The 24,913-nt window shown below is 44.8% G+C and carries 30 protein-coding genes; 21 read left to right on the top strand and 9 right to left on the bottom strand.

What is annotated here, in order from left to right:
- The first annotated feature begins 14 nt into the window (after positions 1-14).
- Complete coding sequence (locus ACFSRY_RS02040) at positions 15-1,187, top strand: hypothetical protein (protein WP_377502932.1); 1,173 nt, start codon at positions 15-17, stop codon at positions 1,185-1,187.
- Positions 1,188-1,212: 25 nt separating this feature from the next.
- Positions 1,213-1,569, top strand: coding sequence for a tRNA-binding protein (locus ACFSRY_RS02035; RefSeq protein WP_377502930.1), 357 nt, complete (start codon positions 1,213-1,215; stop codon positions 1,567-1,569).
- A gap of 38 nt (positions 1,570-1,607) precedes the next feature.
- Here ACFSRY_RS02035 and ACFSRY_RS02030 read toward each other — a convergent pair whose 3' ends face one another.
- Positions 1,608-2,015 carry a DUF4296 domain-containing protein gene (locus tag ACFSRY_RS02030; RefSeq protein ID WP_377502928.1) on the bottom strand — a complete coding sequence of 136 codons (408 nt, stop codon included), beginning with the start codon at positions 2,013-2,015 and terminating at the stop codon, positions 1,608-1,610.
- A gap of 58 nt (positions 2,016-2,073) precedes the next feature.
- On the opposite strand from ACFSRY_RS02030, the gene ACFSRY_RS02025 reads away from it, so the two are divergent.
- The 7 genes from ACFSRY_RS02025 to ACFSRY_RS01995 all read left to right on the top strand — a co-directional run bounded on the left by ACFSRY_RS02025 (position 2,074) and on the right by ACFSRY_RS01995 (position 7,508).
- Positions 2,074-2,955, top strand: coding sequence for a DUF58 domain-containing protein (locus tag ACFSRY_RS02025; protein WP_377502926.1), 882 nt, complete (start codon positions 2,074-2,076; stop codon positions 2,953-2,955).
- Positions 2,948-3,862 (top strand): hypothetical protein, encoded by a 915-nt coding sequence (locus tag ACFSRY_RS02020; protein WP_377502924.1) that lies wholly within the window; start codon positions 2,948-2,950, stop codon positions 3,860-3,862. Before ACFSRY_RS02025 ends, ACFSRY_RS02020 begins: the two co-directional genes overlap by 8 nt.
- A complete protein-coding gene (locus ACFSRY_RS02015; protein WP_377502921.1) occupies positions 3,843-4,895 on the top strand; it encodes a vWA domain-containing protein in 1,053 nt (350 codons plus the stop codon). The genes ACFSRY_RS02020 and ACFSRY_RS02015 overlap by 20 nt, the downstream gene beginning before the upstream one ends.
- A gap of 37 nt (positions 4,896-4,932) precedes the next feature.
- On the top strand, positions 4,933-5,616 hold the full coding sequence (locus tag ACFSRY_RS02010; protein ID WP_377502919.1) for a YggS family pyridoxal phosphate-dependent enzyme: 684 nt from the start codon (positions 4,933-4,935) through the stop codon (positions 5,614-5,616).
- A 65-nt stretch (positions 5,617-5,681) separates the two neighbouring features.
- Positions 5,682-6,548: a glycerophosphodiester phosphodiesterase gene (locus ACFSRY_RS02005; RefSeq protein ID WP_377502917.1), complete on the top strand. Its 867-nt coding sequence runs from the start codon at positions 5,682-5,684 to the stop codon at positions 6,546-6,548.
- A gap of 105 nt (positions 6,549-6,653) precedes the next feature.
- Positions 6,654-7,103 carry a DUF2750 domain-containing protein gene (locus ACFSRY_RS02000; protein WP_377502915.1) on the top strand — a complete coding sequence of 150 codons (450 nt, stop codon included), beginning with the start codon at positions 6,654-6,656 and terminating at the stop codon, positions 7,101-7,103.
- Between the two features lie 27 nt (positions 7,104-7,130).
- Positions 7,131-7,508 carry a DUF423 domain-containing protein gene (locus ACFSRY_RS01995; RefSeq protein WP_377502913.1) on the top strand — a complete coding sequence of 126 codons (378 nt, stop codon included), beginning with the start codon at positions 7,131-7,133 and terminating at the stop codon, positions 7,506-7,508.
- Between the two features lie 91 nt (positions 7,509-7,599).
- Here the strand turns inward: ACFSRY_RS01995 and ACFSRY_RS01990 are convergent, their stop codons facing one another.
- The 3 genes from ACFSRY_RS01990 to ACFSRY_RS01980 form a co-directional block, all read right to left on the bottom strand.
- Positions 7,600-8,046, bottom strand: a complete 447-nt coding sequence (locus ACFSRY_RS01990) for a DUF1573 domain-containing protein (RefSeq protein WP_377502911.1) — start codon at positions 8,044-8,046, stop codon at positions 7,600-7,602.
- Positions 8,047-8,148: 102 nt separating this feature from the next.
- Positions 8,149-9,555, bottom strand: coding sequence for an ATP-dependent DNA helicase (locus ACFSRY_RS01985; RefSeq protein ID WP_377502909.1), 1,407 nt, complete (start codon positions 9,553-9,555; stop codon positions 8,149-8,151).
- Positions 9,556-9,608: 53 nt separating this feature from the next.
- Positions 9,609-10,073 carry a PaaI family thioesterase gene (locus ACFSRY_RS01980; protein WP_377502907.1) on the bottom strand — a complete coding sequence of 155 codons (465 nt, stop codon included), beginning with the start codon at positions 10,071-10,073 and terminating at the stop codon, positions 9,609-9,611.
- Between the two features lie 37 nt (positions 10,074-10,110).
- On the opposite strand from ACFSRY_RS01980, the gene ACFSRY_RS01975 reads away from it, so the two are divergent.
- The 3 genes from ACFSRY_RS01975 (at position 10,111) to coaD (ending at position 12,085) form a co-directional block, all read left to right on the top strand.
- Entirely contained in the window at positions 10,111-10,599 is a 489-nt protein-coding gene (locus ACFSRY_RS01975) for an NUDIX domain-containing protein (protein WP_377502905.1), read from the top strand.
- An 82-nt stretch (positions 10,600-10,681) separates the two neighbouring features.
- Positions 10,682-11,569 carry a DUF3822 family protein gene (locus ACFSRY_RS01970; RefSeq protein WP_377502903.1) on the top strand — a complete coding sequence of 296 codons (888 nt, stop codon included), beginning with the start codon at positions 10,682-10,684 and terminating at the stop codon, positions 11,567-11,569.
- Between the two features lie 36 nt (positions 11,570-11,605).
- Positions 11,606-12,085 (top strand): pantetheine-phosphate adenylyltransferase, encoded by a 480-nt coding sequence (gene coaD / locus ACFSRY_RS01965; RefSeq protein WP_377502901.1) that lies wholly within the window; start codon positions 11,606-11,608, stop codon positions 12,083-12,085.
- Here the strand turns inward: coaD and ACFSRY_RS01960 are convergent.
- Positions 12,039-12,719 (bottom strand): NUDIX hydrolase, encoded by a 681-nt coding sequence (locus tag ACFSRY_RS01960; protein WP_377502899.1) that lies wholly within the window; start codon positions 12,717-12,719, stop codon positions 12,039-12,041. The two genes, coaD and ACFSRY_RS01960, sit on opposite strands and share 47 nt — an antisense overlap.
- A gap of 109 nt (positions 12,720-12,828) precedes the next feature.
- On the opposite strand from ACFSRY_RS01960, the gene pyrE reads away from it, so the two are divergent.
- Positions 12,829-13,467, top strand: a complete 639-nt coding sequence (gene pyrE / locus ACFSRY_RS01955; protein WP_377502897.1) for an orotate phosphoribosyltransferase — start codon at positions 12,829-12,831, stop codon at positions 13,465-13,467.
- A gap of 8 nt (positions 13,468-13,475) precedes the next feature.
- On the top strand, positions 13,476-13,973 hold the full coding sequence (locus ACFSRY_RS01950) for a metallophosphoesterase family protein (protein WP_377502895.1): 498 nt from the start codon (positions 13,476-13,478) through the stop codon (positions 13,971-13,973).
- 104 nt (positions 13,974-14,077) lie between these two features.
- On the opposite strand, the gene ACFSRY_RS01945 is transcribed toward ACFSRY_RS01950, so the two are convergent.
- Positions 14,078-14,287: a hypothetical protein gene (locus ACFSRY_RS01945; RefSeq protein ID WP_377502893.1), complete on the bottom strand. Its 210-nt coding sequence runs from the start codon at positions 14,285-14,287 to the stop codon at positions 14,078-14,080.
- Positions 14,288-14,364: 77 nt separating this feature from the next.
- Here ACFSRY_RS01945 and ACFSRY_RS01940 point away from each other — a divergent pair, with 77 nt between their 5' ends.
- Together ACFSRY_RS01940 and ACFSRY_RS01935 are read left to right on the top strand one after the other, a co-directional pair.
- A complete protein-coding gene (locus ACFSRY_RS01940) occupies positions 14,365-15,408 on the top strand; it encodes a threonine aldolase family protein (RefSeq protein ID WP_377502891.1) in 1,044 nt (347 codons plus the stop codon).
- 83 nt (positions 15,409-15,491) lie between these two features.
- The gene (locus ACFSRY_RS01935) at positions 15,492-16,121 is read left to right on the top strand and encodes a DNA-3-methyladenine glycosylase family protein (RefSeq protein WP_377502889.1); all 630 of its coding nucleotides are present in this window, start codon (positions 15,492-15,494) and stop codon (positions 16,119-16,121) included.
- Positions 16,122-16,124: 3 nt separating this feature from the next.
- On the opposite strand, the gene ACFSRY_RS01930 is transcribed toward ACFSRY_RS01935, so the two are convergent.
- Entirely contained in the window at positions 16,125-17,204 is a 1,080-nt protein-coding gene (locus tag ACFSRY_RS01930) for a DNA topoisomerase IB (RefSeq protein WP_377502887.1), read from the bottom strand.
- Positions 17,205-17,363: 159 nt separating this feature from the next.
- Here ACFSRY_RS01930 and ACFSRY_RS01925 point away from each other — a divergent pair, with 159 nt between their 5' ends.
- The 5 genes from ACFSRY_RS01925 to ACFSRY_RS01905 all read left to right on the top strand — a co-directional run bounded on the left by ACFSRY_RS01925 (position 17,364) and on the right by ACFSRY_RS01905 (position 23,590).
- Positions 17,364-17,768 carry a hypothetical protein gene (locus ACFSRY_RS01925; protein WP_377502885.1) on the top strand — a complete coding sequence of 135 codons (405 nt, stop codon included), beginning with the start codon at positions 17,364-17,366 and terminating at the stop codon, positions 17,766-17,768.
- A gap of 81 nt (positions 17,769-17,849) precedes the next feature.
- Positions 17,850-20,699, top strand: a complete 2,850-nt coding sequence (locus ACFSRY_RS01920; RefSeq protein ID WP_377502883.1) for a M16 family metallopeptidase — start codon at positions 17,850-17,852, stop codon at positions 20,697-20,699.
- A gap of 221 nt (positions 20,700-20,920) precedes the next feature.
- Positions 20,921-21,754, top strand: a complete 834-nt coding sequence (locus ACFSRY_RS01915; RefSeq protein ID WP_377502881.1) for a M48 family metalloprotease — start codon at positions 20,921-20,923, stop codon at positions 21,752-21,754.
- A gap of 56 nt (positions 21,755-21,810) precedes the next feature.
- Entirely contained in the window at positions 21,811-22,953 is a 1,143-nt protein-coding gene (locus ACFSRY_RS01910) for an App1 family protein (protein WP_377502879.1), read from the top strand.
- A 157-nt stretch (positions 22,954-23,110) separates the two neighbouring features.
- Positions 23,111-23,590 (top strand): hypothetical protein, encoded by a 480-nt coding sequence (locus tag ACFSRY_RS01905; RefSeq protein ID WP_377502877.1) that lies wholly within the window; start codon positions 23,111-23,113, stop codon positions 23,588-23,590.
- An 18-nt stretch (positions 23,591-23,608) separates the two neighbouring features.
- Here the strand turns inward: ACFSRY_RS01905 and ACFSRY_RS01900 are convergent, their stop codons facing one another.
- Positions 23,609-24,016, bottom strand: a complete 408-nt coding sequence (locus ACFSRY_RS01900) for a YybH family protein (protein ID WP_377502875.1) — start codon at positions 24,014-24,016, stop codon at positions 23,609-23,611.
- A 61-nt stretch (positions 24,017-24,077) separates the two neighbouring features.
- Positions 24,078-24,818 carry a monofunctional biosynthetic peptidoglycan transglycosylase gene (mtgA, locus tag ACFSRY_RS01895; RefSeq protein WP_377502873.1) on the bottom strand — a complete coding sequence of 247 codons (741 nt, stop codon included), beginning with the start codon at positions 24,816-24,818 and terminating at the stop codon, positions 24,078-24,080.
- Between the last annotated feature and the right edge of the window lie 95 nt (positions 24,819-24,913).

Below are 24,913 nucleotides of genomic sequence, written 5' to 3'. Positions count from 1 at the left end.
ATTACATCTATCAAATGAAAGTATATAAAACAGCAAAAGGTTGGGCAATATTCACTTACATTGTTGCTCCGTTACTTATCGCCCTTTTCAGTGGTCTTTTAGTAATGCCTTTTATTCCTGGCACAGAGCTGCCTTTAAGTATTTACTGGATACTTACGCCTGTTTCGCTTGGAATGCTTGCCCTACTGATCGTGGGAGTATTGGATACTATCAAAGGGAGATTCGTAATTGACAAAGACAGAGTCTTTGTTAAAACTACATTGACGAACCGGCAACTCATGCTGGATGAAATAAAAGGCTATAGGGTTGACAACAACTATATCTTTATTGAGTCTGCCGTTCCAGGAAAGAAGAGAATCAAAATTTCTGCCTATTTAGGTAAGACTGATGAGATACTGGAGTGGCTATCTTCTTCCTATCCTGACCTAAATTTACAGAATATGGAGCAAGAGGAACAGGAGATCCTTAACAACGAAGAGCTAGGCTGGACTTATGAGCAAAGAGAGGAGAAACTGAAAAAAGCACGCAAGACAGCAAAAGTCCTGAGTTGGATTGGTGGCTTAGTAGGAGCCTGGACTCTGTTTTGGCCTTCACCTTATGAATATGCCATTGTGGCTTCTGTTGTAGTGCCAGTCATTGCCATAATCATTGCGAAAACCTCTGGTGGCCTTATTCGTTTCGACGAGAAGAAAAACAGTGCTTACCCTACTGTCTTCTGGGGTATTTTTTCTCCGAGCATGGCAGTTAGTTTAAGAGCCTTGCTGGACTTCAACATCTTCAACCATGACAATGTCTGGCTTTTAGCTGCTTTGATTTCAGTCACATTTATTGTCGTACTTATTGTTGGAAGCAAAGAGTTTGATTTTAAATCCGCTAAAGGTTTTCTGGCTGTTGCGGGTATTTCATTAACTATCTTTGCCTACAGTTACGGGACAGCTATAGTCATAAATTGCCTTAACGATTCGTCAACTCCTGAAATTTACAGTTCGAAGGTCTTAAACAAAAGAATCAGCTCTGGTAAATCTACTTCTTATTACATTGAACTAACTCCCTGGGGATCTCAAAAAGAAGCCGATGAGGTTTCTGTAACAAAGGAGTTTTATGAGCAGATCAATAAAGGCGATGCAGTGAGTATATATTTTATGAAGGGGTACATGGAGATTCCTTGGTTCATAGTCACTAATTAAATCACTTTAATCTAAACTTTACCTCATGTACGCACCCTCAGAAACAGTGGAAACAATTACCTGGCAACAGTTTGAACAGACAGATATAAGAGTAGGAACAATTGTAGAAGCTGAAGATTTCCCGGAAGCACGCAAGCCCGCTTATAAGCTTACATTAGACCTTGGGCCGTTGGGTATTAAAAAATCTAGCGCACAGATAACAAAGCATTATACCAAAGAAGAGCTTGTGGGAAAGCAAGTGCTTTGTGTAACGAATCTGGGCAAAAAACAGATTGGTAAATTTATGTCAGAGGTACTGGTAACAGGCTTTGCTGATGAGGACGGAGATATTATCCTGGCACAGCCAGCAGGTAAAGTACCGAACGGCAGCAAACTAATGTAGAACCCTGTTACCGATTATGGGCTACAGAACAAGCGATTTTAATACCCCCGTTCAAGCCCCGCCGGAAGCTCCTCCTCTACCGGAAGACTGTCGTTATTACCGGCGGCAGCCCTCATTTTAGTTTCGCGCACACTCAGCGTATCAATGATGATCTCATAGAGAACATCCATTTCCTTCAGGTTGTCCTGGTAATAACGGTACGTGTCCCGAAATCTCTCCTCCTCCACTCCATGCTTCTCCAATATTTCCTTTTGCCAATAATTAAAGGTCATAAGTGCTGTATCCGGGTAAATCACCTTAGTTTCTATCTGTGATTCAGCTATATGAATATCAGCCAGAATCTGTATCATTTTATCCTGGGGCACCAGGCCTTCTGGTTTATCGGAACCTTGGTTGCCGCAACCTAGCAGGACAAGGCAAAAAAGTATATAGAAAAGTCTTTTCACAGCTGAAAATTACGATAATATATCATAATTTTAAAATCTGACGCTTCAGCCCTGAACCATGAAAGAGCTTGTTCAAAAGCTACGCAAGTATGAGATCCGCATTCGCAAGGCTATTACCACGCAAATGCAAGGCGATTTCCATTCTGTTTTTAAGGGAACAGGACTGGAATTCGACGACGTGCGCTCATACCAGTATGGTGATGATGTGCGTTCTATAGACTGGAACGTGTCAGCCAAAGGTCATGGCACATTTGTAAAAACATATCGCGAGGAGAAAGAGCAGTCTGTTTTCCTGATGCTTGATGTTAGTGCTTCCCAAAGTATTGGCACAGGCTTACAACAGAAAATTGATGTTGGCAAAGAAATTTGTGGTGTGTTGGCCTTGTCGGCAGCTCGGCAGCAAAGTCAGATTGGTATCATATGTATATCAGATCAAAAAGAAAAATACATCAAACCGGCCAAAGGTATCCAACAGGCTTATACTATCATAAAAGAATTGAATGAGTTATCGCCTAAGTCCGCCAAAACTAACCTGGCTGCAGGTATTAGGCTTACTATGGATATCATCAAAAGGCGAAGCATTATCCTGCTAATCTCTGATTTTATTGATGTAAATTATGAAAAGGAACTGGCCATGCTGGCAAAGCGCCACGACCTTATTGTAATGCAACTGCTGGATGTACGGGAGCAAAAGATGCCTGCGCTTGGTATTGTGCCCGTGCTGGATAAAGAGAGTGGTAAAACCTTATGGGTAAATACCTCTGGCAAAGAATTCCAGAAAAGGTACTTCGCGCAGTATGCCGAGAACCAGGAAAAGGTAGTGCGGATCTGCCAGAAATACCAGGCTAATTATTTGGCCATACAGACCAATGAGGACTATGTGCCTCAGCTGGTAAATTTATTCAGGCTTAGAAACAGGTCAACTAAAAGAGGTGCATAAGATTACTTTGATTATACTTCTGACGCTTGTACAGGGGCTGGTCTGGGGGCAACAGGTCCCTAAGCCTGTGGGCACTTTCGATCAGGATACAGTAAAAATCGGGCAACTGCTGCAATACACTTTGGTGCACCACCATGCAGCAGCACAGGAGGTGGTTTTGCCCGATGCCAACTATAACTTCGCTCCCTTTGAGTTTGTAAGCAAGAGCTTCTTTCCTACCTACACTAAGGCTGGTATCAGTACCGACAGCGCTGTTTACACCTTGCGTACCTTTGAGACCCAACCGGAACAGCAGTTGGCCCTACCTGTTTATTTGCTTCACGCTGAAGACACACTAGAGGTTTATGCCGAAGCGGACAAGGTTGTGCTGAAGCAGCTTGTTGAGCAGGTGGTAGAACCCCTATCTGTAAAAGCAAATACAAAACTTACTACTGTGGAGCAAAGGTTTAATTGGCCAATGTTGCTCCTCTGGATCGTAGCCATTACTGTGTTCCTGAGCCTTGTGTGGTTTATTTTTGGGCAAACCATCAAACGAAAATATAAACTGTACCGCCTCCGTAAAGACCACCTGTACTTTGCCTCCCGGTACAATTCTCATCTCGATCGCTTTATTAAGTCCGGCTCTTCTCAGAGTTTGGAGAAAGCAGTATCGCTTTGGAAAAACTACCTGACAAAGCTTGAGCGGAGCGCCATTAACTCCTTTACAACAAAAGAAATTGTAGAGTACTACAATGATGATGAAAGCGTGAATACAGCCCTTCGCCTTTGCGACAGAGCTATTTATGGTACTGCCGCAGCAGAAGCTGACCCTGAAACGAACAAAGCCTTGAGCATGCTCCGCCGATTTGCCAAGGCTCGTTATAAAACCCAAAGAGAAATTATAAATAATGCTAAAGCTACCCGATGATTTCTGGGACTGGCTAAGCCTTGAGTGGTTCAGCTACAGCACGCTTCGCTCCTTTGATTGGGTATATCCCATTGTGCTGTATGCCCTGCCCCTGGTGCTCATCTTGTTTTTGATGAGGTGGCTACTTGCTTTAAATATCAAAAACAAGCTCGACCTGGCCATGTTTGAGGATAAAGTGCGATGGCAGTGGACTAGCCTGTTACGCTTCATCCCCCGAATAATTTTTATCCTGTTCATGATGCTGATCCTGGTGGCTTTGGCAAGGCCTCAGCGGGTAAACGAGCAGATAGAGCAAACAGCGGAGGGAATAGATATTGTGCTGGCGCTGGACGTCTCCGGCTCTATGGAGTTAACAGATATTACCCCCAACCGGCTTGCCGCCGCAAAAGAAGTGGCAAAGGATTTTATACAGGGCCGGGTTCAGGATAGAATCGGATTGGTAGTTTTTGCAGGTGACGCTTACTCCCTGGCACCGCTCACCACAGATTACCAGTTACTTCGTGAAAGTATAAATTCAATTGGCTTCAAGATGATTTCAAACGATGGCACCGCCATCGGAAGTGCCCTGGCTGTTGCAATAAACCGGATGCGTGAGTCAGAGGCTAAAAGTAAAGTGATTATTTTAATAAGCGACGGTGAAAACACTGCCGGCAGCCTGGACCCTGAGTTAGCAGCACAACTGGCTTATGCTTACGGCATAAAACTTTATACCATAGGAATTGGTAAAGATGGGCAGGTCGCATACGATGTCGATGAATCAGGTAAAACGCTGTACGTGGAAGCCGAGATGGATGAGAGAAGCCTTCGTAAAATTGCCCAGATTGGAGAAGGTCAGTTTTTCAGGGCAGACAGCAAAAGTGCTTTACAGGAGGTATTTCAGAAGATTAACAGGTTAGAAAAAACGGAGGTATCAGAAAAGAGATTCCGTGATACCCGCGACTACTATCAGGTGTACCTGAAGTGGGCATTATTGCTACTCATGATCTGGATGCTTCTGAAAAACACTTTCATCACGAATGTGCTGGAAGACTGATTAAACAACAAAGACAGCTTACAAACTATCATAAACTATGAGCATCAAAGACAACATTTTATACTTTGACAAACAATTAAAGAATACTCCCTGCCGCTTGGTTGCAGTTAGTAAAACGCATCCTGTTGAGGTAATAAAAGAGGCCTATGATGCAGGCCACCGGATTTTTGGTGAAAATAAAGTACAGGAACTGGTAGATAAGTATGCTCTGCTACCACACGACATCGCTTGGCACCTGATAGGGCACCTGCAAACAAACAAGGTTAAGTATATCGCAGAGTTTATTGACACCATAGAATCTGTAGACAGCCTCAAGTTACTTAAGGAAATTAACAAGCGTGCAGAAATGGTGAACAGGACTTTGCCCATCAACTGCCTGCTCCAGATTTCCATTGCCGACGAAGAGACCAAGTTCGGGATGAGCTATGAGGAAGCGGTGGCGTTACTGCAGTCTGAGGATTACAGGAACATGAGCTACATCCGGATAACCGGTGTAATGGGCATAGCCACCAACACTGAAGACGAGGGAAAACTGCGCCAGGAGTTCCGTTACCTGCGCGAATGTTTTCACAACCTGAAAGAAACCTTCTTCTTTGCCAACGACGACTTCAGAGAGATATCCATGGGTATGACTTCCGATTGGAAACTAGCTCTTGAGGAAGGTAGTACCATGATCAGGGTAGGTAGCGGCATCTTCGGCAGCAGGAATTATGATAAATAATGCCTGGGTTCCGCACCTTCTTTCTTCTGCTGCTTCTAAGTTGTTCCGCTTGTTCCACTAAAACTATGACTCCTATACCCTCCTTCGCAGCTACTTACCCGCCACTTCCGGGTTTTGACCTGGAAGGACACAGAGGCGCGCGCGGTCTCTTGCCGGAGAACACGGTTCCTGCCATGCTGAAGGCACTTGAATTAGGAGTAACAACCCTTGAGATGGATGCTCATGTAAGTAAAGACGGTAAAGTGCTTCTATCCCATGACCCGTTTATCAATCCGGCACATGAACTACTTCCCTCTGGTAAAGAAGTGCCTGAAGAGGATGTTGAAAAGTATGTCCTATACCAGTTGCCTTATGAGGAGATTAAGAAGTTTGATGTAGGCTCAAAATATTACGACCGGTTCCCGGAGCAAAAGCTGATGCAGACACATAAGCCCCTTTTGGAAGAGGTTGTCGACTCATCACAAGCTTATTTAAAGAAGCACAACCTGCCCCAGGTCTTTTACAACATCGAAACAAAATCTACTCCGGCCGGGGATGGCCTTTTTCATCCGGAACCTGAAGAGTTCATTGATAGATTGATGGCGGTTTTAGAGGTGAAGAACATTCTCCCCTATGTGATCATTCAGTCTTTTGATGTACGTACCCTACAGGTGCTTCATCAAAAGTATCCGCAGGTAAGAACTTCCCTGCTTGTAGAAAACAAAAACAGCTTGGAGCAGAACTTGCAGGAACTTGGTTTCACTCCTACTGTCTACAGTCCTGACTACGAACTTATCACCCCTGCGCTCTTACAGGCTGCACATAACAAAGGAATAAAAGTGATTCCCTGGACAGTAAATAGCCTAGAGGAAATGCAGAAATTAAGGCGTTTAGGTGTAGATGGCTTGATTTCAGATTACCCGAATCTGTACAAACAACTGGAAAAAGACTGATGTTAAAATCATCAACGGCATCAGTAAACTATAGAAACCTTACCTTTTCTTTGAATGAAAAGTATACCTTTGTAATAAAGCAACAAACAACAAAACCGGATCATTATGGCAACAAGTGCAGCAGACATTGAAAAAAACTATCGTTCCTTTGTTAAAAACATAGTAGAAACAGATAAAGTCTGGGGCTTAACGTATGACGATACCTGGGCTACCTCCAGTTCGGCTGAGTTTGAGGATACGGAAGTGATTCTTTTCTGGTCTGAAGAGAAAGGTGCCGCTGCCTGTGCCGAAGACGACTGGGCCGGCTACCAGCCAGAGGCTATCTCTGTTGTAGAGTTCCTTGAGAACTGGTGTGTTGGTATGTATTCGGATGCACTGTTGGTTGGAGCCAACTGGGATGCTGACCTGAACGGGAAAGAAATAGAACCACTTGAAGTAGCCCTGGATGTGGTGCAGGAACTGAAGGCACAGGGGAAAACGCTGGAGTTCACGCAGTATGACAGCCAGAAAGAGTTTGAAGAACAGGTTATTGAGGCTCTGGAAGGAGAAGAGTAATATTTTTAGGATTTACCACTCTTGTACATGACTCAAAAAGCCATACTTCTGATTGCCTCTGTTTTAGGTGGCCTAACTGTAGCCATAGGCGCCTTTGGTGCACATGCCCTTGCACCTTTACTACAAGCAAGTGGCCGAACAGACACCTTTGAAACAGCTGTGAAATACCAGATGTATCATACCCTGGCTCTGCTGGCTGTAGGCCTGCTACTCTTCAGGATTGAGCAACCAGCCCTTCAGGTTGCTGCCTGGTGCTTCTTTTTAGGTATATTTATTTTCTCCGGTTCACTTTACACGCTCTGTGTTACCGGCATTACCTGGTTAGGAGCTATTACGCCTATTGGTGGCACATTGATGATTGTTGGCTGGGGAGCCCTTTTCTACGCTATCTTTAAAGCACTATAGTTTCCTAAGCAACCGAGATAATACTTCTATAAAAAGCGAGAGGCTTCCAAAATTGGAAGCCTCTCGCTTTTTATAGAAGGTAGCCAGCTAATTAGTTCTTAGCACTAGCTCCTGATTTTTCTTTAATGTTCGTTACGATGTACACATACTTCGCGCCATCAGCGGCATTTGAGTGTACAGTTATAGCCTTCTTCTGTTGCCCCAGTTTACCGGCGCTGTTAAATTTAGCCGTTACGAAGCCAGTTTTTCCCGGCATGATAGGCTCTTTAGACCAAGCCGGTGTAGTACATCCGCATGTCACATCCACGCGCTCAATCACCAGTGGCTGTGTACCTGTGTTCTTAAATTTGAAAGTATGCTCTACAACATCACCTTGTGTGATATCGCCGAAGTTATACTCCGTTTCCTCGAAAGTAAGGGCAGGTCCGTTTACAGCTTGTTCCTGTGGAGCTGCTGCTTTAGTTTTAGGTTGCTCCTGTGCCACAGCACCACCAGCTACGAACGCGGCAAATGCAAACGATAGAAGTACTTTTTTCATTTTGTAAAGGATTAAAAGGGTTTTTGATATCCGTTATACTTAAGTTACATCAAAAACGATGCAGATTTTAAGTTAAAACACTCAATTTAAGATATTATTTTGTCAGGTTACTAACAATTGCTGGTTAAAGTTCAGCAAATACAACTCCTCCGACGATCGGGTGAGGGCTGTATAGAGCCACCGGGCAAACTCTTCGTTCACCATGTCGTCTTTCAAAAAACCCTGATCTACAAAAACTGCTTTCCACTGACCACCCTGCGCTTTATGGCAGGTTAAAGCATAGGCAAATTTCACCTGCAACGCGTTCAGGTATGGGCTTTTCTTTAACTCCTTGTTTCTCTCGCGCTTATTCGGAATATCCATATAATCCTTCAGCACTTCCTCGTAGAGCTTTTTATTCTGATCAGCAGGCAAGGCTGGTGCATCTGTATACAATGTATCCAGCATAATTTTCACCTCTTCCTCCTGTGCATCCGGATAATCTACAAAGCGTACACGCACATCGGCAAATCGGAAGCCATACATCTCCTCATCCCGGATAATCTTGGTGATCTCTACAAAATCACCGTTTGCCATAAAACCAATGTCAGAATCCTTAGGTAACCAGAAGTAATTATTGCGGACGATCATGAGGTAATCACCCACTCCTATCTCATCTTCTGCAAAAAAGATTTGCCTTCGAACGTGCTGGTTGTAGAGGTTAGCCATTTTGTTAGAACGACAGATCACGATGGTGTTCTCAATGCCATACTTATCATAGGCATACCGCAGCCCATCCTCCAGTTTTTCACCGGTCATTCTATAGATATCGCGCCAGCCCTTGGTAAAGAGCTTTATCTCCATGTTTTCCTGCTTCATCTGGTCCCGTAGCTGGGTAGCGTTCATCAGAATTCCGGAGCTCTCAGCCTGGCGCATAACCTGCTTCAGCTCTAACTGCTGCACATGGCACCGGAAGTTTTGCTTCAGGTACTCCGCATCCAGAGAAGGACTCAGCGCCTGCCCCACCGGCGGCAACTGAGCCGTGTCTCCGATCAAAAGCAGTTTGTTGTTCTTCTTATCAAAAACGTACTGAAGCAAGTCCTGCAACAGCCCATTCTCCCCAAAACCACTTTCATCAGATATCATAGATGACTCATCTACAATATAAATAGTATTGTCTGACTTGTTAGGCATCCGGGTAAAAGCAAGTCCCTCGGAATAGGGATTTGCAGTTTGACGGTAGATTTTTTTATGGATGGTATGGGCAGGCTTGTTGCTGTAACTTGACATTACCTTGGCTGCACGGCCAGTTGGAGCAAGCAGCACATACTTATACCCGAACTTATTTAAGATTTTAACAAGCGATGTTACCACTGTGGTCTTACCTGTACCGGCATACCCTTTCAGGAGGAATACCTGGCGCTCCTCTTGTTTAGAAAGGATAAACTCATCCAGCTTGGCAAACAGACGCGCCTGGTCTTCAGTCGGTTCAAAAGGAAAACTATTTTTTAACGCTTCTACCGGACGCATCTTTTGTAATTAGGAATGATGAATTAAGAATTATAAACGGGAAAAGAGATTCTCTAACGCTCCTGCATTCTCCTTGCAATATCCTCGGGAGTAATGGTCGCCATGCTAGTAGAGGCTTTCGCAATGAGTAAAGGCTCTGCATCTCCCTTCACTACAAAGACCTCTGCCTCACAAAAGTTCAGTTTACGACCCTGTTTGATCACATAGCCTTTGGCAATCAGCCTGTCCCCAACACCCGGATGGAAATATGACACTTTTATCTCAGCAGTAACCACGTGGTGATCTTTAGGTACAAGACTAACCGCAGCAAAACCGGCTACAATATCTGCAAGGGTGGCTATTACACCGCCGTGGGCAAAGCCTTTATGTTGCTTATGCTTCTGCTCAAGTATAAGTTCACCTTCTACTCTGCCCACTTCTACTTTAGTCACGTTAAAGCCAATGAGCTCCATGAATTCCTGCCGGCCGAGCTTTTCGCGTATGTCCTGTTTAAAATCAGGGTTAAATGTCTGGATCATTCTGTAAATTTACGATCAATCAAACTCGTAGCCAAACATGACAGAACTTAATCCGAAGGCATCCGCTTATGCTGAAAAATTACGCATACGTGTTTGCGGGGTGTGTATAAAAGATGAAAAGCTGCTTTTGGTTCGTCACGGCCACACCCTGAATAACAATGCTTTTTGGGCGCCTCCGGGTGGTGGTTTATCCTTCGGTGAAAGCATGTATGAGTGCCTGAAAAGGGAGATGCTGGAAGAAACAGGATTAGAGGTAGAAGTAGGAAGGTTTCTTTTTGTGAATGAGTTTATCCAGGAGCCTTTGCACGCCGTTGAATTCTTCTTTGAGGTTAAGCCGACGAAAGGAAACATAACAACCGGTACAGATCCTGAAGCAGCCTCTGACCAGCAGTTAATAGAGCAGGTCCAATGGCTGAGCATGAAGGAGATTATTGCACTTCCTTTAAAAGACAAGCACCGAACGTTGCAGTACCTTATATCGCTGGACGACCTGCTGGGGCAGGATCATTATTTTATCGGTGCCTGAGGCATCGCTGTCGTTTGCCATATTTTTTTTATACTTGCATAGCACACGGGATTAAAACCCTTAGCTTAAGCCGCATCATACTTTGAACACTACACACACACACTTCCGTCTCTCTCACAAGATACAGGACGAAGCTTTCGACCTCTCACAGGCCAGTAACTGTAATCTGTACCTTTCACTGGGGCATAAATCTGTAAGGGCGGCTGTGGTTGATCTGAACCGGAATAAATTTGTGGTGCTGGAGGATTTTGAACTTCTGACGGTATTTACCCCCGTGCAGGTAGCAGAACAGCTACAACTTATAGCCGCTGACAATCCCCTCTTCCAGGTAAAGAACTGGAAAAATATTCGCGTCTCCGTTAGCAACACCCATTTCACGTTAGTACCTGAGACTCTCTATGACGAAGCACACAAAGAAGACTACCTGCGCCTTCACAGTCAGGTCAACCCGCAGCATGATGTTGTGCTGTCCCACAACCACAGTGGATTGGAGGCAGTAAATATTTTCTCTGTTGATGTGGCCATACATGATGCGGTGAAAGAGGTATTTCCGGAGCAGTCTGTACAACTGGTGCACCTTACCAGTTCGCTTATACGCAGTATTTTGCACCAGGTGGGCCGAAATGAGAGCCGGCAGATTTGTGCATTCGTGGAACGAAATTATGTTACCGTACTTATAGTCAGCCAGAGTGGCCTAGAGTTCTGCAACACCTTTCATTACCTGAGCCCGGAGGATTTCATATACTATATCATTTTTGTGATGCAGGAACAGAAACTAAACCCGGAGCAGGAATCCATAACTGTCTGGGGTGACATCACGCACGACTCCACATTATTCAGTACTTTACAGAAGTACATACGGCAGGTGAAGTTCGGGAAAAAACCTTCTGATCTTGAATACAGTTATAAATTCCACGACCTGTTTGAGCACCGCTATTTTGAGCTTTACAGCCTTCACCTTTGTGAGTAGGGTAGTCTTTATCCACGTATGCACCCAAAAATAACCATGAAACGAATCGCCTTATTTCCCGGATCCTTCGACCCTTTTACAAACGGACATTATGATGTAGTAATGCGGGGGTCAAAGCTGTTTGATGAGGTGATTGTGGCAATTGGTAACAACAGCAGTAAGCAGCGCTATATACCGGTTGATAAGATGTTTGAGGTAATGAAGGGTCTTTTTGAGGATCAGCCAAACATACAGGTACAGACTTTTAAAGGCCTCACCGCTGAGTTTGCCCGCGAAGTAGGTGCACAGTTTCTTTTAAGAGGCCTGCGAAACACCACTGACTTTGAGTATGAGAATACCATAGCCCAGGCAAACCGCCATGTGAACCACGACCTGGAGAGCGTTTTCCTTATCACAGCACCACACCTGGCCGCCATTAGCTCCTCCATCATCCGGGAGATTCACCGGTTCGGAGGGAATGTGGATGAATTTATACCTTTCCGGTTTTCTGAGATTGCAGATAGTGCCTCACTATAAAAGCGATGGAGGTGTAAGCCTTTGGTAGCACCTGGATCACTTCTTCCGGTGTCATCCAGCGTACTTCTTCTATGAACTCTTCTGCCTGCGGCTTCATTAAGCTGTCATCTGTGCAGTTCATTAGGTACCAGCTCGTTTTCTTCAGGATCTTCTTACCCTTGTAAGCGTATGAGTGCCAGGTTTTGGGAAGCTTTTCAACTACCTCTACCTGAATATTACATTCCTCCTCTACCTCACGAACAGCCCCATCCCTTACTTTTTCTTTCTTATCCAGTTTTCCTTTCGGCAGGTCCCAAACACCGAGGCGATAAATCATCAGTATTTTCCCCTCTTTGAGTACCAGACCACCGGCAGCCTTAACTATTTTAAACTGATCCTTGAGGTGGTCAATCAGCTTCTGCTTCTTATCGGTAACAAGCGTAAGGGAGCGAAGCTTTTTAAGCTTCTTTACCTCCATAAGCCGCACCAACCTGTCAATCAACATCGCATCCGCCTCCTTTATCAGCACATCACCGATCAGATCTTTAGAGGTGAAATGATCAGTTGCCTTTATAATAAGGTCATACTCATGCTTATACACCTTTTCGGCAGCTTTCTTTATGATCAGGGGGATATCGTTAATAAAAACGTTCATGTGGCTCGTTACTTCAGATACAAATCGAAATTTACACAAATAGTTAAATAAATCAGGTTAATCAAAACCCGTAACTTAAAAAGGAATAATATTTACGTAAATTCGGGCTATGGATTCAATAAACACAGCACATCAGGTAGCCTCGTTCCTGCTGGAAACAGAGGCTGTAAAGTTAAGACCCGAGCAACCGTTCAAGTGGAGCAGTGGCTGGAACTCTCCCATCTATTGCGATAACCGCGTAACACTTTCCTTCCCCTTCATACGCAGTTACATTAAGCAGCAGTTAGCTGAATTGATAAGAAATCACTATTCTGAAGCAGAAGCTATAGCCGGTGTTGCGACTGCGGGAATCGCGCAGGGTGCTTTGGTGGCAGACTACCTTGAAATGCCTTTCCTGTACGTACGTCCTGAACCTAAGAAGCACGGCATGGGTAACCAGATCGAAGGCCGCCTGCTGGAGGGCCAGAAGGTAGTGCTGATCGAAGATCTGATCTCTACAGGTGGTAGCTCCCTGAAAGCGGCAGAGGCTGTTAAAGCCGCAGGTGCCGAAGTAATTGGCATGGCCGCCATATTCACCTATGGTTTTGCTGTGGCCGAGGAAAATTTTAAAAAAGCAGGCATCCCGCTTCATTGCCTGAGCGATTACAACGCATTAACTGAGGCTGCACTAGAAAATGGCTATATCCCTGAATCTGCCCTGGAAACCTTAGCAGACTGGAGAAAATCCCCTGAGACCTGGGGAGCGTAAGCTACAACATGAAAATAGGTCTACTATCAGATACCCATTCTTACCTGGATGACCAGATACTTCGCCTGCTCTCCGATCGGGATGAGATCTGGCATGCAGGCGACTTCGGTACGCTGCAGGTATCGGACAGCCTAAATGAGATTGCCCCACTAAGAGGCGTATATGGTAACATTGACGGAGCGGACATACGACAGGTACACCCTAAGGTGCTCCGCTTTGATGCCAACGGCCTGGATGTAATGATGACCCACATTGGCGGTTACCCCGGAAAATATCATCCTGATGTGCGCCAGACTATAAAGGAAAACCCGCCACAGCTTTACATAACGGGTCACTCGCACATCCTGAAAATTATGACGGACAAGAGCCTGGATAATTTACTCCACATTAACCCAGGAGCAGCGGGAAAGCATGGTTTTCATAAAATCAGGACGATGGTACGTTTTGCTATAGAAGATGCACAGGTTCGCGACCTGCAGGTGATTGAATTAGGTAAAAGGGCATAAAAAAAGTGTGCTTGCGTAGCAAACACACTTTGAGATCTTATTGAGTAAGCCGCCGCCATTTGCTGAAATAGCAGCGGCAGGCAGATGGGCTTACTTACCCGTAATTACTCAGCAGAAGTCTCTTCTTTCTGCTCAGCTGACGCTTCAGTGTTCTCTTTATTGTTCTTTGGAGCTTCACCGAATTGAGCACGAAGCTCATCCATGTCAACGTTCTTAATAACAGGCGTCATTAACAATTGCTTAATTCTTGCCACCTTGTTATTAGCTCTTGCTTTATTCTTACGGTCTTTTCTTTTTAATCTAGTAACTCCCATCGTTGCAATATTTAATTTGAACGGCAAAACTAAGTTATTATTTTTACAAAGTAAAGTATTTCCAGAATCTAATTACTATGCTGATAACAGACTTACGATCCGATACCGTTACAAAACCAACTCCTGAAATGCTTCAGGCTATGTTTGCAGCCCCTGTTGGCGACGATGTATATGGAGAGGATCCGACAATAAATGTACTTGAAGAGAAGGCTGCCGCTATGTTTGGCATGGAAGCAGGCCTCTTCTGCCCATCCGGCACTATGACTAACCAGATCGCTATCAAAGTGCACACGCAGCCCTTAACAGAGGTTATTTGTGACGTATCGGCGCATATCTACCAGTATGAAGGCGGTGGCATCTCTTTTAACTCCGGCGCCTCCATGGCTCTTGTTCATGGTGTACGAGGCAAAATGACACCTGCACAAGTGGAAGCGCACGTTCGGCCGCTGGACAATGTGCACTTTCCAGAAACAAAACTGGTAGCATTGGAAAACACCTGCAACAGAGGTGGCGGCAACTACTATACTTTAGAAGAGATTGCCGCTATTGCAGAGGTTTGTCAGCGTCACAGCCTGGCACTTCACCTGGATGGTGCCCGTGTTTTCAATGCACTTGTTGCTTCCGGGGATGATGCAAAAGCTTATGGCTCCTATTTCGACAGCATCTCCGTTTGCCTTTCAAAGGGATTAGGAGCCCCAGTAGGCTCTGTCTTGCTGGGCAGTAAAGAGTTCATCAAACGATCCAGAAGAGTGAGAAAAGTGTTGGGTGGCGGTATGCGTCAGGCTGGTTATCTGGCTGCAGCATGTATTTATGCACTAGATAATAACGTGGAGCGGCTACAGGAAGACCATCGGAAGGCAAGAGAAATAGAGCAGGTGCTGTTGCAACAGGATTATGTGGAGGATGTTTTCTCAGTAGAGACCAACATTGTCATCTTCAGGCTTAATGACAGGTATACGGATGCTGCCTTTGTAGAAGCATTGGCTAAAGAGGGTATTAAAGCAGTAAGTTTTGGTCCGCAGATGGTACGTTTTGTGACCCATCTGGATATATCAGAAGAAATGCTGCAGCATACTTTAAAAACACTCAAAACGCTAAGCAAACAGGAAGTGAGCGTATAAACTTTGCATCTTATTCCACGCTCCATACTTAGCTGAATGGAGCGTGGAACACTTTAAACTTAGAACCTGTCCCATTCAAAACTATGACGCAGCACCCGCAATTCCCTTCAGTAGAAATAATGGCCATACTTGGCAAAGACCCAATAATGGCGTTCATTATACAGAATGGAAACCCACTTCGCTCCTCTAAATCAGAGGACCTTTACTTTAAACTGCTTAGCTCCATTGTATCTCAGCAGCTAAGTACTAAAGCAGCTGCTACCATATTCAAAAGATTCACAGAGCTGTTCCCGAATAGCTACCCACACCCTCAACTGGTAATGGAAGCGCAGGATGAGCTTTTACGCAGCGCGGGACTATCGATTCAGAAAATCGGGTATGTACGCAATGTAGCCTCATTTGCAGCAGCAGGAAACTTGGAGCATACCAAAATAGGTGCCATGCCCGATGAAGAGCTGATCCAACACCTGACGCAAATAAAAGGAGTAGGCAGATGGACGGTGGAGATGCTGCTCATGTTTGCCCTGGAGAGGCCGGATATTCTTCCGGTGGATGATCTGGGCATACAAAATGCCATGAAGCGCCACTATGGCATCGAAGAGACAGGCAAGCTACTGCGCGCACGTATGCTGGAAATAGGCGAGGCCTGGCGCCCTTACCGCACCATCGCCAGCAAATACCTGTGGCAGTCGCTGGACAATGCACCGGGTTAAGCTTTATCCTTTCTTTTCCTTTGCCACCCGCTGCAGCATCTTCAGCACAAACTCTTCCATTCCGGAAAGGTGCTCATTGTTGGGGCTGGAGGCATCATGCTTCTTCAGGTATTTTAAGAGCCTGTCTTCACGGAACATATTCACTACTTCCGGGTGAATGTAGTACTTGCTGCACACAGTTGGTGTATTTCCCAGGCCTTTTGCCACTTCCTTAACGGCTTCCTTTATACTCTTTTCCTTTTCCAAATCCGGATTTTCTTCCAGTACATTCTCAAGGCATTCCACCATACGTACCGTGCCGCCCCATGTCCGGAAATCCTTAGCCGTAAAATCATACTCAGTGGCTTCTTTCAAATACTCATTCACATCTCCTGACTCCAGTGTTTGCCGCTCTCCGTTCTCATCGTAATACTGAAACAAATCATAGCCCGGAATATCACGGCATTGCTTCACCAACTTGGCCAGGCGGCGATCCTTCAGGTCAACCTCCTGCTCTACCCCCTTCTTTCCTTTAAAAGAGAATTTAACACTGCTGCCATTGAATTCAACATGCTTATCACGAAGTGTGGTAAGGCCATAGGACTTATTCGATTTAGCGTAGTGGCGGTTGCCTATCCGGATCAGGGCATTATCCATAATAGACAGCACCAGTGCGGTAACTTTCCGTCTGCCCAGTTTTCTGGAGGTAATGTCTTTCTGAATTTGCTCCCGAAGCTTGGGAAGAGCCTTGCCAAAAGAGATCATACGTCCAAATTTGGTCAGGTTGCGTGCCTTTTGCCAGTCAGGGTGATAGATGTATTGCTTCCGTCCTTTCGTATCGCGGCCCGTTGCCTGCAAGTGTCCCTTCGGAGATTTAGAGATCCAGACCTCGGTCCAGGCGGGCGGAATGACCAATGACTTTATTCGCTCCAGCGTCTTCTCGTCCTCTACTTTTTCCCCATTGTGGTTCAGATAATAGAAACCTTTACCAGCCCCCTTTCTTGTAAAACCTGGTTTATCATCTGAAGTATAGCGAAGCCCTGCCCATTCAGCAGACATGCTTGGGTCTGCATACAGTTCGTGCAGTTCGTTTTTCTTTGCCATTGGTATGAGGCTGCTAGTTTATGTACCCCTGCACTAATACTGCCAAAACAGGCAAAAGTTGTGCAATTAACCTCTACTTTATACCTGCCAGACAGGCTATTTAGTTTATTCTCCGCTATATTTGCCATTGCTCATATTATCTAAAGTCCTTTCATAATTATGCACAAAAACATATCTTATTTATATGCCTTTTTTGGTTTCTTCTTGCTGGCGTGTGGAGCCGTTGCAGTGGACCTCGCCGGTGAACAAGCTAAGACAGCTTTGATAACCGGGGCAGTTGGCGGTCTAATGGGTTTGACAGCAGGGCACTTCCTAAACCGGGGAAAACGCTGGGGTTTTATGCTTGGCGCTATTGAGGCTGGTCTACTTACAGCTCTTTTAGCATGGCGCTCCGCCACCTACTTTATAAAGCTACTGGCAATGATGCAGCAGAACCAGGAAAGTGCAGCTACTGAAACAGCAGGCATGGCTTTTCTGCTAACAACAGCTATGCTGGTAATAGCGCTGCTCACCTTTACTGTTTCGGTTATGTTTGCAAAACAGGTTTTAAGAGAAACAAAATAGGGATTCGTCTATATTATTTTTGAACTTTATTATCTAGTGTTATATTGTTGGTTGATATAACTCTACCTTAATTAAATCAAAATGATTAAACACATCGGTATGAGCATTGTGCTTACAGCTAGCGTTGTAGGTGCAGCAGAAGCTCAGACAAAACTCGTGGAAAAGGTAACCAAGCAAGGAAGTGAGCTGGTAATCCCTTATGCAAAGTATAAGCTGGCTAACGGCCTTACGCTTATCGTACACGAAGACCACTCTGACCCGGTGGTACATGTGGATGTTACCTACCACGTAGGTTCAGCACGTGAAGAAGTAGGCAAATCTGGGTTTGCTCACTTCTTTGAGCACATGATGTTCCAGGGCTCTGACAACGTAGCCGATGAGGAGCACTTCAAGATCGTTTCTGAATCTGGTGGTACGCTGAATGGTACTACGAACCGTGACAGAACGAACTACTTTGAAACAGTTCCTAGCAACCAGCTTGCAACAGCCCTATGGCTGGAGGCTGACCGCATGGGCTTTCTGCTAGATGCAGTAACACAGAAGAAATTTGAGGTACAGCGCGAGACAGTAAAGAACGAGCGTGGCCAGAACTACGACAACCGTCCTTATGGCCTTGTTTATGAAATGACCTCCAAGAACCTTTACCCTTACGGTCACCCATATTCCTGGACAACCATCGGTTATCTGGAAGACCTGAACCGTGTGGATGTAAACGACCTGAAGAACTTCTTTCTACGCTGGTATGGTCCTAACAACGCGACTGTAACGGTAGGTGGCGATGTGAAGCCAGAAGAAGTAGTTAAGCTTGTTGAGCAGTACTTTGGTTCAATCCCTGCAGGCCCAGCCGTTCAGGACATGAAACCAATGGTTCCTAAGCTGAACAAAGACCGCTACGTTTCTTACGAAGACAACATCCGTTTCCCGATGCTTCGCATGACGTTCCCTACTCCGGAAGCAGGTCATAAAGATGAGGCTGCGCTGGATGTACTGGCAGAGGTTCTTGGCCAGGGCAAAAACTCTATCTTCTACAAAAACTTTGTAAAAGAGCAGAAGGCAATGCAGGCTTCTACTTTCAACTCTACATCAGAGCTTGCCGGTGAATTTGGCATCACGGTAGTTACTTTCCCTAACAACAAGCTTTCAGACATGGAAGATCTTGTTCGTAAGTCCATCTCTGATTTCGAAAAGCGTGGCATAACCGAGGATGACCTGGTGCGCTTCAAGGCACAGGCTGAAAGCGGCCTGATCAACAGAATGGCCAGCGTTAGTGGTAAAGTATCCCAGCTTGCAGCTTATGAGACTTTCCGTAACAACCCTAATTACATCCAGGAAGAGATAAAGCGTATTAACGCTGTTACAAAAGAGGATGTAATGCGCGTTTACAACCAGTACATCAAAGATAAAAACGCTGTTATTCTTAGCGTTGTGCCTAAAGGCAAGTCTGATATGGTTGCAAAGGCTGACGACTACACTATCGCTACCGATGGTTATGTAGCTGGTCCGGATGAGTACAGCGGCCTGAAGTATACGAAGGCAGTAGATACCTTTGACCGTAGCAAGCGTCCTGCAGCTGGTGCAAACCCGGTTGTACAGGTTCCTAACTACTATACCACTAAGTTCAAGAACGGCCTGAAAGTAATTGGTGCCAAGTCTGATGAAATTCCGACAGTAACGCTTCAGATTTCCATCAAAGGAGGTCACAGACTTTCTGCCAACGACATGAGCAAAGCAGGTATCAGCTCCCTTACAGCTTCTATGCTGAATGAGGATACTGAAAACTATACTTCAGAAGAGTTTACCAATGAGCTTAATAAGCTGGGAAGCTCTATCGGAATTTACTCTGGTTCTGATGAGACTGTAGTTTATGTACAGTCACTTAAGAAGAACCTTGATAAAACGCTGAGCCTGGTAGAAGAGCGTCTGTTCAGACCTAAGTTCAACCAGGATGATTTTGACCGTTTGAAAAAGCAGCAGTTAGAGGGTATAGCAAACCAGGCCACTCAGCCTACTGCTATCGCTAACAACGTTTACAATAAGCTTCTTTACGGTGCAGATCATATCTCAGCCATGCCTTCTTCAGGAACAGCAGAAACTGTGAATAATATCACGCTAGAGGATGTGAAGAAGTTCTATCAGAACAACTACTCTCCTTCTGTTGCCAACCTTGTTGTTGTAGGTGACATCACCGAGAAAGAGATTATAGGTAAACTTAACTTCCTGAAGAACTGGAAGAAGAAGGACGTAAAGCTGGCTGCTGATACAAAAGCGCCAGTTGTTGAAAAAACCCGTATCTATTTCGTTGATAAGCCGGATGCAGCGCAGTCAGAAATCAGAATTGGTTACGTAGCTCTGCCTTACGATGCAACTGGAGAGTATTACAAGGCCGGGTTGATGAACTATGCTTTAGGTGGTGCTTTTAACAGCCGTATCAACCTGAACCTTCGAGAGGACAAAGGTTATACATATGGCGCCCGTTCTTACTTTGGCGGTGGTGAGTATGCTGGTCCGTTTACGGCTTCTGCCGGTGTGCGTGCCGATGCTTCTGCAGAGTCTGTTGTGGAGTTCATGAAAGAGTTGAACAACTTCTCTAAGAATGGCATAACAGAAGATGAGGTGAAGTTCATGAAGAGCTCAATCGGCCAATCTGATGCTCGTAAGTATGAGACACCTGGTCAGGAAGCCGGCTTCTTAGGTCGTATAATAGAGTATAACCTGAGCAAGGACTTTGTGAAGAAGCAGACAGATATTCTGAACAAGATCACGAAGCAGGATATTGATGCGCTAGCAGCTAAGCACCTGCCTGTTGGCAATATGCACATTGTAGTGGTAGGCGACAAGAAAACTGTTCTTCCTAAGCTACAAAACCTGAATTATGAGGTTGTAGAGCTTGATACAGATGGCAACCCAATCGGAAGCTCGTCCGTAAAATAAGTACATACTACACTTTAGTGAAGAGCCCTTGAACCCGTTCAAGGGCTCTTTCATTTTGCACACATTTCCCGCCGGTTCTCAAACCCATTTGTAACACAAAATGTATCCTTCTGCGTAAAGCACAGGTGCAACAGCATTTCGGCCTTTTATTTGCTTACTTTGACTCACGCTCTAAATATTTTAACGAATTCGGCGTTGCACTAGAAACTCACACTTTTACTATGAATAAATTAGCTTATATACCCGTATGGGTTCTTTCTTTGGTTGGTCTCCTGTTTTTAAGCAGCTGCGAAGAAAACGATGGTGTCATTTTTTCGATTCAGGACGACATAAAGCTGGGCCAGCAGGTATCAGAGGAAGTAGACTCCACTTACCGGGCACAGGGTAAACTGCTGGAGCGCAGCAGCAGCAACGCCAATGTACAGCAGGCATATCAGAACCTTGACCGCATTGTGAACCGGGTGCTTAACTCAGGAAATGTAAAGTATAAAACAGAGTTTCCGTGGACGGTAAAAATCATCAAAGATGATAACACCTTAAATGCCTTTGCCACCCCTGGGGGGCATATCTATGTATTTACCGGTCTGATAAAGTTTTTACAGGACGAGGATCATTTTGCCGGGGTGCTGGCCCACGAAATAGCACATGCTGATCTACGGCACAGTGTAAAGCAGTTGCAGCGGGACTATGGCATTGCCATTCTTTTATCTGTAGCTCTTGGTAATGATCCTGGCACATTGCAACAGATTACAGGGCAGTTAGCAGGCACACTGGCAGGGCTTCGGTTTAGCCGTTCTGCAGAAACAGAAGCCGATGAGGCTTCGGTTTCTTACCTTGGAGGCACAAATTACTATGCCTGCGATGGAGCAGCCGGTTTCTTCGTAAAAATGGAGCAGGAGTCGCAGCAGGGGGCTCCACCTGAGTTCCTAAGCACACACCCGAACCCGGATAACCGTATTCAGAATATACAGCAGTTGGCGCAACAGAAAAACTGTAGCACTGCCTCCGCCCCCGACACCGATTTTAACAGGCTAAAGACGGCGCTAAATCTATAATATTGAATCTTTAATAAAAGGCCTGCTGTATAAATAGCAGGCCTTTTTTATAAACTATGAAAAACCTGAAGAACAAAACTGCTAAAACCATACTCAAAGCAGAAGAAAAAATTGACTTCCTGACATTCAAACTGAAAGATAAGTTAGGCTTAAACAAGCCGCTGCATGTTGTTATGTACCGTAGCTACGGAACTCCTAACCGATTATATGTAAAGGGGCGGGTGCTGGTGGATAAAGGAATCAGAGAATCAGAAGAAACTGACACTACCTGGGAGAACCTGCTCAACATGTACCGGCGCTTTGAAAGTGATGAGATTCCAAATGCACGCATACAGCTAACCCTTCAGGGGCATAAGCATGAGATAACAACTGATGTGGAAGGGTATTTTGTTATCAACCTGGAACCTCATACTCCCCTGCAACTGGAAGATATTTGGCATACCATAGAAGTTGAATTGATAGAAGCACCGGTTAAGACCTTTGAACCGGGAATTAAAGCAACGGCACATGTGCTGGTACCGCCACCTGATGCAGAATACGGCATCATTTCAGACATAGACGACACCATCGTGCGGACCGGGGCCACAAGTTTGCTTCAGACAGGCAGAAACGTCTTATTGAACAACGCTCATTCCAGAATTCCTTTTCATGGAGTCTCACAGTTTTACCGCTCCCTGCAGTTGGGGCACAACGGTAAGCGTAATAATCCTTTTTTCTATGTCTCCAGCAGCCCATGGAATAACTATGATTTACTTTATCACTTTCTTGAACTGAATGACATTCCTCAGGGCCCGCTGCTGCTCCGTGACTTTGGCATAGACGAAAACAAGCTAGGACATTCCGATCACATGAGCCATAAGTATAAGGAGATCCAAAATATCCTGATCACCTATCCAAGGCTAAACTTTATACTTATCGGTGACAGTGGACAAGCCGATGCCGCTATCTACAGTGAGGTAGTTAAGAACCATCCTGGTCGCATACTAGCAGTCTATATTCGCGATGTAAAAATAAATAAGCACACCAAGAAGGTAGAAAAAATAGCAGATGAGCTTCAGGCGGACGGTGAGGTAGAAATGTTGTTAGTAAATGACACCACAGCCGCTGCCAAACATGCCGCTGACTGTGGGTTTATCTTTACAGATGAAGTTAAAGAAGTGGAAAAAGAAGCAAAAGTAGACGAAGCAGGAGATAAATAGGATACTACTTATTATATTTATATATAGTCTGATTAATTGATGTTACACATTCAAAAAATTAATAAATAACTATAAACAATTTGAAACAATCATAAGTATAAGAAATTATTATAACATTTTATTGTATTTTAAAGCGTTACCATTACCTCTTGTCCTTATGAGAAAGTCATTTTTACTCCCTATCCTTTTCCTTATTATCTTTACCTCATGCAAAGATGATGAACCTGAAGTTATACCTGAAACACGTTTAACTATAGAAGTAAGCAAACAGGAAGCATCGTCAACGGGAAGTATCTCTACAGAGCGAACTACAGCAATAATACATGTTTGGGAAGCTGCAGGAAGGGACTTTGATGTAAGTAAGTCTCCTGATATATATCTTGGTAATGTTTATGATAATAATTCTGAAACTTATAAAACCATAGAATATGGTGCAATTGGCTCCAGAATGGTTGAAAAAATTGAGCCAGGAAGATACTTTGTTTATGTCTTACTACCCAAGTCCAATAATAGTGGTAGCCTTGCCTATTCTTATACATACTTTGATATAAAAAAAGGTGATAACTTAAAATTATCAAAAACCTTTAGTCATGATCTTGATGAGGGTATATATGAGAAGTGGGATAAAAATAGATAGTCAACATTGAAGAGTATACTAGCTTGAATGGTCAGCTACAATCTTCCAGCCATCTGTAAACTGCTTGAAGATAACTGAGAAATGCCCTTCCAAGTTTCCCTTGGCAGCTTCGCGCTCCAGGTGCCATTTTCCTACTACCAGCATCGTCTCCGGGGAGAGTGGTCGTATCTCTTTCAGGTTAAATGTTAACTCCCCCATAGCAGATGCATCCGGGTAGCCCATTTTATAGTTGTCCAGTGTCTGTTGCCAGCCATAGGTCAGGCCACGTGAGCCGATGAACAACAAAGAGTCTGACTTCCAGTACCCTTGCATATAGCATTCCAGATCACCTTTGCTCCAGCATTCGCTCTGCTGCTTCAGCACCTGCTTTACCTGCCCCTCGGCAACTGCGGCGTTGTGCTGTTCATTATGTTGCCTGGTATGCACACTTGCACTTTCCTGGTTGCATGCAGATAATAAACTACAGCAGGCAAGGGATATTAAAAGCCTATTTCTTTTCATCATCTTTTTCTGGAAGTATGTCCTTAATATATGTAGTTCCTCCCAAACGTCCCATAGCACGGGCTATACGGGAACGACGGGTACGAGTGTAGCCAGAGGGGTTACTGACAGAAAATTTAATAGGGTTGGGCAGTACTGCAGCGAGTAAAGCAGCCTGCTGCCGGCCCACATCCTTTGCGGGTTTCTTAAAATATTTTTGAGAAGCCGCCTCTACTCCAAACACGCCGTCTCCCATCTCCGCAATATTCAGGTATACTTCAATGATTCGCTCCTTACCCCAGAGCACCTCTATCAGAAACGTAAAATAGGCTTCCACTGCTTTGCGCAAATAGCTACGACCGTGCCACAGGAAAACATTTTTAGCTACCTGCTGCGAAATAGTACTCCCACCTCTGATGTTACCTCCTTTCCGGTTACGCTGAAAAGCATCCATGATAGCATCAAAATCAAAGCCGTGATGCTGCAGGAAGAGCTGATCTTCTGATGCCACGACAGCTAAAGGTAACTGGTCCGACATCTCCTCCAGTGATACAAAGGTATAGTTGATATAAGGATCTTCCTTATCTGCTGCACCGGCTTCTGCCCTTCTTTGCAACATGTGCAGGGTAGCAGGAGGCGCAACCCATCTGTAAAGTAACACCCACGCCACACTAAGTAGGAAAAGGCTAAGCACCAGCTTTACAAACAGCAGTTTAACCTGTCTTAACCCCAATCTTTTTTTGTTCATTTCTGCACTCCTGAATTCGAGGTGGCAAAGGTAATTAGTTTGTTAGATTTTTTTGTACCAACACTGCTTTATCTATGCCCGTAAAGAATATTGAT

The organism is Pontibacter locisalis, from assembly GCF_042684605.1.
GTDB lineage: Bacteria > Bacteroidota > Bacteroidia > Cytophagales > Hymenobacteraceae > Pontibacter > Pontibacter locisalis.
This window is presented reverse-complemented; position numbering and strand designations above follow the sequence as displayed.

What these genes read in the sequence shown, in the direction of transcription:
- ACFSRY_RS02040 (WP_377502932.1), top strand. Translation starts at nt 15, where the DNA reads ATGAAAGTATATAAAACAGCAAAAGGTTGGGCAATATTCACTTACATT.
- ACFSRY_RS02035 (WP_377502930.1), top strand. Translation starts at nt 1,213, where the DNA reads ATGTACGCACCCTCAGAAACAGTGGAAACAATTACCTGGCAACAGTTT.
- ACFSRY_RS02025 (WP_377502926.1), top strand. Translation starts at nt 2,074, where the DNA reads ATGAAAGAGCTTGTTCAAAAGCTACGCAAGTATGAGATCCGCATTCGC.
- ACFSRY_RS02015 (WP_377502921.1), top strand. Translation starts at nt 3,843, where the DNA reads ATGCTAAAGCTACCCGATGATTTCTGGGACTGGCTAAGCCTTGAGTGG.
- ACFSRY_RS02010 (WP_377502919.1), top strand. Translation starts at nt 4,933, where the DNA reads ATGAGCATCAAAGACAACATTTTATACTTTGACAAACAATTAAAGAAT.
- ACFSRY_RS02005 (WP_377502917.1), top strand. Translation starts at nt 5,682, where the DNA reads ATGACTCCTATACCCTCCTTCGCAGCTACTTACCCGCCACTTCCGGGT.
- ACFSRY_RS02000 (WP_377502915.1), top strand. Translation starts at nt 6,654, where the DNA reads ATGGCAACAAGTGCAGCAGACATTGAAAAAAACTATCGTTCCTTTGTT.
- ACFSRY_RS01995 (WP_377502913.1), top strand. Translation starts at nt 7,131, where the DNA reads ATGACTCAAAAAGCCATACTTCTGATTGCCTCTGTTTTAGGTGGCCTA.
- ACFSRY_RS01990 (WP_377502911.1), bottom strand. Translation starts at nt 8,046, where the DNA reads ATGAAAAAAGTACTTCTATCGTTTGCATTTGCCGCGTTCGTAGCTGGT.
- ACFSRY_RS01985 (WP_377502909.1), bottom strand. Translation starts at nt 9,555, where the DNA reads ATGCGTCCGGTAGAAGCGTTAAAAAATAGTTTTCCTTTTGAACCGACT.
- ACFSRY_RS01980 (WP_377502907.1), bottom strand. Translation starts at nt 10,073, where the DNA reads ATGATCCAGACATTTAACCCTGATTTTAAACAGGACATACGCGAAAAG.
- ACFSRY_RS01975 (WP_377502905.1), top strand. Translation starts at nt 10,111, where the DNA reads ATGACAGAACTTAATCCGAAGGCATCCGCTTATGCTGAAAAATTACGC.
- coaD (WP_377502901.1), top strand. Translation starts at nt 11,606, where the DNA reads ATGAAACGAATCGCCTTATTTCCCGGATCCTTCGACCCTTTTACAAAC.
- ACFSRY_RS01960 (WP_377502899.1), bottom strand. Translation starts at nt 12,719, where the DNA reads ATGAACGTTTTTATTAACGATATCCCCCTGATCATAAAGAAAGCTGCC.
- pyrE (WP_377502897.1), top strand. Translation starts at nt 12,829, where the DNA reads ATGGATTCAATAAACACAGCACATCAGGTAGCCTCGTTCCTGCTGGAA.
- ACFSRY_RS01950 (WP_377502895.1), top strand. Translation starts at nt 13,476, where the DNA reads ATGAAAATAGGTCTACTATCAGATACCCATTCTTACCTGGATGACCAG.
- ACFSRY_RS01945 (WP_377502893.1), bottom strand. Translation starts at nt 14,287, where the DNA reads ATGGGAGTTACTAGATTAAAAAGAAAAGACCGTAAGAATAAAGCAAGA.
- ACFSRY_RS01940 (WP_377502891.1), top strand. Translation starts at nt 14,365, where the DNA reads ATGCTGATAACAGACTTACGATCCGATACCGTTACAAAACCAACTCCT.
- ACFSRY_RS01935 (WP_377502889.1), top strand. Translation starts at nt 15,492, where the DNA reads ATGACGCAGCACCCGCAATTCCCTTCAGTAGAAATAATGGCCATACTT.
- ACFSRY_RS01930 (WP_377502887.1), bottom strand. Translation starts at nt 17,204, where the DNA reads ATGGCAAAGAAAAACGAACTGCACGAACTGTATGCAGACCCAAGCATG.
- ACFSRY_RS01925 (WP_377502885.1), top strand. Translation starts at nt 17,364, where the DNA reads ATGCACAAAAACATATCTTATTTATATGCCTTTTTTGGTTTCTTCTTG.
- ACFSRY_RS01920 (WP_377502883.1), top strand. Translation starts at nt 17,850, where the DNA reads ATGATTAAACACATCGGTATGAGCATTGTGCTTACAGCTAGCGTTGTA.
- ACFSRY_RS01915 (WP_377502881.1), top strand. Translation starts at nt 20,921, where the DNA reads ATGAATAAATTAGCTTATATACCCGTATGGGTTCTTTCTTTGGTTGGT.
- ACFSRY_RS01910 (WP_377502879.1), top strand. Translation starts at nt 21,811, where the DNA reads ATGAAAAACCTGAAGAACAAAACTGCTAAAACCATACTCAAAGCAGAA.
- ACFSRY_RS01905 (WP_377502877.1), top strand. Translation starts at nt 23,111, where the DNA reads ATGAGAAAGTCATTTTTACTCCCTATCCTTTTCCTTATTATCTTTACC.
- mtgA (WP_377502873.1), bottom strand. Translation starts at nt 24,818, where the DNA reads ATGAACAAAAAAAGATTGGGGTTAAGACAGGTTAAACTGCTGTTTGTA.